At 46.6% G+C, this 6,513-nt stretch carries 6 protein-coding genes; all 6 read left to right on the top strand.

Features of this window, described 5'->3' with window-relative positions; genetic code table 11:
• Positions 1 to 277, top strand: a 277-nt coding sequence (locus tag OEM52_13045) for a hypothetical protein (protein ID MDK9701063.1), incomplete at its 5' end; no start/stop codon positions are given.
• Positions 274 to 756, top strand: coding sequence for a methylated-DNA--[protein]-cysteine S-methyltransferase (locus tag OEM52_13040; GenBank protein ID MDK9701062.1), 483 nt, complete (start codon positions 274 to 276; stop codon positions 754 to 756). The genes OEM52_13045 and OEM52_13040, both read left to right, overlap by 4 nt.
• A gap of 16 nt (positions 757 to 772) precedes the next feature.
• Positions 773 to 2,428: a glycoside hydrolase family 9 protein gene (locus tag OEM52_13035; GenBank protein ID MDK9701061.1), complete on the top strand. Its 1,656-nt coding sequence runs from the start codon at positions 773 to 775 to the stop codon at positions 2,426 to 2,428.
• A 100-nt stretch (positions 2,429 to 2,528) separates the two neighbouring features.
• A complete protein-coding gene (locus OEM52_13030; GenBank protein ID MDK9701060.1) occupies positions 2,529 to 2,924 on the top strand; it encodes a response regulator in 396 nt (131 codons plus the stop codon).
• A gap of 171 nt (positions 2,925 to 3,095) precedes the next feature.
• Positions 3,096 to 4,937, top strand: coding sequence for a lysophospholipid acyltransferase family protein (locus OEM52_13025; protein ID MDK9701059.1), 1,842 nt, complete (start codon positions 3,096 to 3,098; stop codon positions 4,935 to 4,937).
• 390 nt (positions 4,938 to 5,327) lie between these two features.
• Positions 5,328 to 6,513, top strand: a 1,186-nt coding sequence (locus OEM52_13020) for a hypothetical protein (protein ID MDK9701058.1), incomplete at its 3' end; no start/stop codon positions are given.

The following is a 6,513-nucleotide window of genomic DNA, read 5'->3' as shown; positions in this document are numbered from 1 at the left end:
ATCTACGTCAGTCCCCTCAATTGTCCTTTGGGAACTCCAAGTTTCACCCAATGCAGCACTCACCGAACATATAACTGGATTTGGAAAGCAAGTGCAACCGGAACCGAGAGAGGAGCGAACTCCAATGGGGAAGTTACTTGCGGCCAATTGGATCACCCAGCCGAATGATACTGTGCAAGAGCAACTTGTCCGATGGAAGAACATGGCACAAACTGAATTTGATGACCCGAAATGGAAGCTTGGCGGCAACTTGCATGGTATGACAACCCAGCCATGAGTATAGAAACCGGATTTCTTACTACACCTATCGGAATAATCCGGATTACGGGCGACCGTGACGCATTGCATACGTTATACTTTGTCGAGGAAAAACCAACTGAGCTAACTCAACCAGAATCGTTACTCCCGTATCTCGCTCAAATTCAAGAGTACTTCACCGGTAGTCGACAGGAATTCACAATTCCCTTAGAATCTTCCGGCACACCATTTCATAAACGGGTTTGGGAGAAGCTTCGTACCATTCCATATGGCACCACTGTGAGTTACGGTGAGTTAGCAATGCAAATTGGAAATCCGTCGGCAAGTCGAGCTGTGGGTACGGCAAATGGCTCAAATCCAATTTCGATCATCGTTCCTTGTCACCGGGTGATAGGTGCGAATGGAAAACTTGTTGGATATGGAGGCGGACTTTGGCGCAAACAGTGGTTACTTTCGTTTGAACAAGAACATTCAACTTCTTCACTCTTTCATTCATAGGGATTACGTTCGCTACATGCATCGACTTTTTCTCATGTTGATTGGCATTCTGATCGTCTCGCTGTGGCAAGTTGCTGCAGCTGATACCTATATCCGGGTCAACCAAATCGGTTTTCTTCCGTCAGATAGTAAAGTTGCCGTTGTGATGTCCCACCAGGATTTAACAGAAACCGAAGCAAACATCATTAATCAGACAACCGGCACATCGACCATCTTGCGATTATCCAAGGATCATGGTCCTTACTTGGCGTTTCCTCATCACTTTCGGGTCGACTTTTCACAAGTTCGTGAAACGGGTGTTTATACGATTCAGGTTGACTCAATAAACTCTTCGCAATTTCAAATCGATACTAACTTGTACACGCCGCTCTGCGATTCGTTGTTGAGATTTTTCCAAGTTCAGCGTTGTGGTGAGAATCCTGCGTTGTTCCATGCCCTGTGCCACCGCATGGATGCTACCTCAGTCGTAGGTTATCACAGGGGGAAGAACTCGATCGAAGTTGACTTGACAGGTGGCTGGCACGATGCCGGTGATTATGTCAAATTTACTTTAACGACTGCGTACACAGCATATTTGTTATTGCTTACACACGAGTATTCACCGAATCTAATACCTGATCGTGACGGAAATGGATACTCCGATTTACTCGATGAAGCGAAAATCGGTTTAGATTGGTTGATAAAAGCACATTTTCTACCGGGAAAAGTTTTAACTCAGGTAACGGATTTGACTGATCATTCGGTTGGTTGGCGAATGCCGGAAAACGACCCGTTAGAGAATCAACGACCGGCATACTATGCCCCTTCGCAAGCGTATTCAGCCTCGACTGTGGCAGCTCTAGCCATCGGTGCCGCCCGTTTTCAAGCAGTTGGCGATACGAGTTTCGCAGCAAAGTGTCTTCTGAATGCAATTACGATTTACAATGGGATACCGGATCTTCCTGTATGGGCATCAGGCCCGGATTCGATGTACGTTGATCGCAGTTGTATCGATAATTACATGTTAGCGGCGTCCGAGTTGTTTCGCGCCACTGGAATCGAAGTTTATCGCGAAGAAGCCAATGTGTTGTTCAAGCATCTACCGATTGTTCATTGGATTTCATGGGGTGATCTGGGTGGGATAGCGAAAATTAGAATCTTCCCATTCAACCCCGAAGTTCGTGCTGAGTTAAACCGCTCCTTACAGTTCTATGCGGCTATTGCACAAAACAATCCGTTCAGTTACCCGCTCGCTAACTACCCTTGGGGATCGGCTGCTATGCAAAGCGGGGTGGCGATGTTAGCTCAATTGTATGAATCGGCAACACAGGATAGTTCGTATCGTTGGCTGGCGGAACGACAACGCGACTTTCTATTGGGGAATAACAGTCATGGGGTTTCATTTTTCACTGGTATCGGTAGCGAATATCCCCGAAATCCTCATCATCAAATTGCATATTTAACCAAAAGGGCTTTGCCGGGGACTCTTGTTGCCGGCTATTGCTCTCGGGAACAAGTTAAACGGCAACGTATACATTATGAGGGGGTCGACCGGTTTGAAAAATTCCAATCGCAAGAAGCAGTCTATTTCGATGACCGGAACGATTTTCTTTGTAATGAACCAACCATTGGGAACAATGCGCAGGCACTTTGGATGATGGCTTGGTTTGCCAAACGGGAAAGAAAGCCTTAGTCAATAACGACTTGTGAGAAGCAAGGCGACGAAGTATATTCCCGTATCTGTGCGAAAAAACAGAACGCCAGCGCAACGCTAAACCAACTGTGAGTTGAAAATGATGTCTGACCAAGGAACCCAAAAAAAAGTACGCGTATTGGTCGTCGATGACGAGCCCGATATTTGCGATATCCTCCAGCGTTTCATATCGGAACGCGGATATGAAGTCCGCACTGCATTTGGCGGTTTGGAGGCGGTTGAGCTGTTCAAACAATTTTCGCCGCATTTTGTATTGTTGGACATCATGATGCCGGAAGTTAACGGTATCGATGCGTTGCAACGGATTCGCGAATTGGATAAAACTGCAATCGTATTAATGGCAACAGCGTTGCACGATTTAAACGTCGCAAAAGATGCGATCAATATCGGTGCATCCGACTACATAACGAAACCAATCGACTTGCAATACTTGTCCGATTATCTCGAAGAACACAGCAAAAAGTTTAACGTGTAATAGCATTTCAACGACTATCGATAAAGGCGCTTACCCAAGCGCCTTTTTTTGTTCCCTCACGATTTCCCAATTTCTTCCTCATTTTTCGTAAACAGCGCTCCGATACATTGCTGTGAAAGCTATCAGAAACTGATTTGTCGATTCTTTCATCCGCATACGATAGGAGCAGAAATGGAAACGCCTGTAAGCCTCTTCACCCTGAAGAACACTCATCAGTCTAACTTTCGTAATCGGATGGCTGATGTGGGAGATTCATTGCTCGGATTGAAGGCGTTGAATTACCACTATCAGAAGATATGCCGGTCAGTAACACCCAATCGCAATTTTGTCCAAACGGCGCTTGAATCGTTGTATGTCAAGTTTCAAGCGAATGCCCAAGATATCAAACGAGTGCCGAAAACCGGGTCGTTACTTGTCGTTGCCAATCATCCTTTTGGAATGATTGAAGGTCTCGGTTTGTTCAATGTGCTTCAGCAAATCCGACCGGATGTCAAGTTTCTTGCCAATCAAATGTTAGAGCGGGTACCCGAAACCAAAGACTTCTGCATTTATGTCGATCCGTTTTCTTCCGATTCCTCTATCGCCAACAATCTATCGGGAATTCGAGAAGCAATACGATGGTTGAAAGAGGGTGGGGTGTTGGTGGTTTTTCCTGCCGGTGAAGTAGCTTCCTGGCAAACGACAACCCGTAAAGTGACCGAACCGGTATGGCAAACCACGGTTGCAAGACTGCAAAGAATCGCGCAAGCGCCGGTCCTGCCAATATATATCGATGGTAAAAATAGTTTCTCTTTCCATGTCGCGGGAATTCTGCATCCTATATTGCGGACGGCACTATTGCCTCGGCAATTCCTCAATAAGCGGAATCAAACCGTGCGCTTAGCCATCGGTAATGTAATCCCCAACCGGAAGCTCCGTACTTATTCCAACGATTCACAAATGATGGAAAGTTTGCGTGAACGAACTCTCTTTTTAGAAAATCGCTTCACTCCGAACAAGCGTGCTCCGGTTTTTGCAAAGAAACTGCCACGACAAACCGAAATCCCCGAACCTATCACCAATGACATACTGGCATTGGAAATTGACCGCTTACCGCGGGAGCGGAGTTTGGTTTCGGTTCGCGAATTCGATGTATTCTATGCGCAAGCTAATGAGATTCCCTATGTTTTAGGCGAGATCGGGCGTTTGCGTGAAGTGACTTTTCGGATGGTAGGTGAAGGAACCGGGAACTCAGTAGATCTTGACGATTTCGATCAATCGTACACCCATCTCTTTGTCTGGAACCGGGAGAAACAGGAGATCGTTGGGGCGTACCGGTTAGGTTTGACCGACCGGATTCTCATGGAATCGGGGAAACAAGGGCTTTACACGGCAACGCTCTTCCGGTTTCATCCGGCGTTGTTCTCTCAGTTATCGCCGGCTTTGGAGTTGGGACGTTCATTTGTCCGGGTGGAATATCAACGGGTGAGTTTGGCGTTAGCATTATTGTGGCGGGGCATCGGCGCTTTTGTTGCGCGAAATCCGCGTTATAAGAAACTCTTTGGACCGGTTAGCATCAGCAACGATTATCATGCAGTATCGCATCAAGTGATTGTCTCATTCCTGAAAGACAATCGGTTAAATCCTGATTTAGCGGGATGGGTTAAGTCGCGAAATCCCTTCAAAGCGAAACCGGTGAAGGGACTGCATCATACCAGCAGCCGGGAAGTATTGAAAGACATCGAAGATGTGGCGTCGTTTGTTGCCGACTTGGAAGCCGACAATAAGGGAATTCCGACACTCTTACGGGAATATTTGAAGCTTGGTGGCAAGTTAATTGGTTTTAATGTCGATAGTGACTTCAGTAATGTTGTCGATGGGTTGATTTTGGTTGATCTCACCGAAACCGATCCTCGGATACTCTCCCGGTACATGGGGAAAGACGAAACGCAAATCTTTTTGGAGTATCACGGATTGGCTCCGACCACAACCGACGATCCCATCGAACCGGAAGCGATTCCGATCCCGGCATAATCGCACTCTCATTTCTTTTATTGATGGGTAGGGGCGGACCATTGTGTCCGCCCGTATTGAAAGATAATGGTTACGGGTTTCCAAACCCGTATCGTAGGGGCGGTTGGCAGCCGCCCTTTTGTCTTGGGCGAACTCAAGGTTCGCCCTTACGCTGTATGACACCCACACCCCGTTTGTACTGTATGTTGGTTGCTACGGGTTTCCAAACCCGTATCGTAGGGGCGTGTGGCAGCCGCCCTATTGTCTTAGGGCGAACACGAGGTTCGCCCTTATGTGTGTAGGGTACTCTCGTTCTCCGTTTTTTTACTCTAAACCAATCTTCATTGACAACTGGAAAATCCTGAGATACCTTGTAAACAGAGCTGCTTACAACAAGAACGGGAGGGTTTTATGATGCGCTCCATCTCCACCAAGTCGTTTTCTTTCTACACTCTTCTTCTTCTTTTCCTTTTAACGACTACCTCCGTATTCGCACAGGATAGCTTGAATGTTCGCTGCCTCGGCAGATTCTGGCATACGAACTCCCAAGCAGTCGCAGTTTCTGGCAACTACGCTTATGTTGCTGATGGATATGCTGGGCTACGAATCATCAACATTAGTAATCCGGTAATTCCTACGCAAGTTGGATCTTATAATACACCAGGGTTTGCGCGTGGAGTAGAAGTTACAGGCAGCTGCGCTTATGTTGCAGACGATAATTTTGGACTGCGAATCATCAACATCAGTAATCCGATGAATCCTACTGAAGTAGGTTTCTTCGATTCGCCTGGATCTGTGAGGGATGTAGCAGTAGTAGGCAACTATGCCTATATAGCGGATTATTATTCAGGAGGGTTACGAATCTTAAATATCAGTAATCCAGAAAATCCTGCAGAGGTTGGCTTTTGCGACACACCAGGCTCAGCAAACGGAGTAACTATAGGAGAAAACTATGCCTATGTCGCAGATGGTTTTTCGGGATTAAGAGTTATCAGTATCAGCAATCCAGCGAATCCCATTTCTGTTGGTTCTTACGATACACCAGGAGTAGCAGAACGTGTAACAGTTGTAGATAACTATGCCTATGTCGCAGATAACAACTTTGGACTACGGATCATCAACATTAGCAATCCTGCGATTCCTATCTCTGTGGGTTATTACGATACGCCGGGCACTGCACTTGATGTAATGATAGCTGGCAACTACGCCTATGTCGCAGACTACAACGATGGATTGCGGATCATCAATGTCAGCTATCCGGCAAATCCCACCGCGGTCAGCTTGTTCGATACTCCAGGTTATGCTCGGGGTGTATCAGTAGCTGGCAGCTACGCTTATGTCGCAGACGACAGCTTAGGATTGCGAGTTATCAACATCAGTAATCCGGCAAATCCAGTGGAAGTTGGTTCTTGCGAAACACCAGGTTATGCTTACGGTGTTACTGTTGCTGGCAACTACATATATATCGCGGATTATACTTGGGGATTGCGGATCATCAATGTCAGTAATACTACAAATCCCACTCAAGTCGGATTTTGTAATACTCCGGGGTTAGCGCGCGGAATAAAAGTTTCAGGAAGCTACGCTTATATTGCCG

Source organism: bacterium, assembly GCA_030247525.1.
GTDB lineage: Bacteria > Electryoneota > JAOADG01 > JAOADG01 > JAOADG01 > JAOTSC01.
Note: the sequence above shows the minus strand (reverse complement) of the source record. Positions and strands in the feature narration are given on the sequence as shown.

What these genes read in the sequence shown, in the direction of transcription:
- OEM52_13040 (MDK9701062.1), top strand. Translation starts at nt 274, where the DNA reads ATGAGTATAGAAACCGGATTTCTTACTACACCTATCGGAATAATCCGG.
- OEM52_13035 (MDK9701061.1), top strand. Translation starts at nt 773, where the DNA reads ATGCATCGACTTTTTCTCATGTTGATTGGCATTCTGATCGTCTCGCTG.
- OEM52_13030 (MDK9701060.1), top strand. Translation starts at nt 2,529, where the DNA reads ATGATGTCTGACCAAGGAACCCAAAAAAAAGTACGCGTATTGGTCGTC.
- OEM52_13025 (MDK9701059.1), top strand. Translation starts at nt 3,096, where the DNA reads ATGGAAACGCCTGTAAGCCTCTTCACCCTGAAGAACACTCATCAGTCT.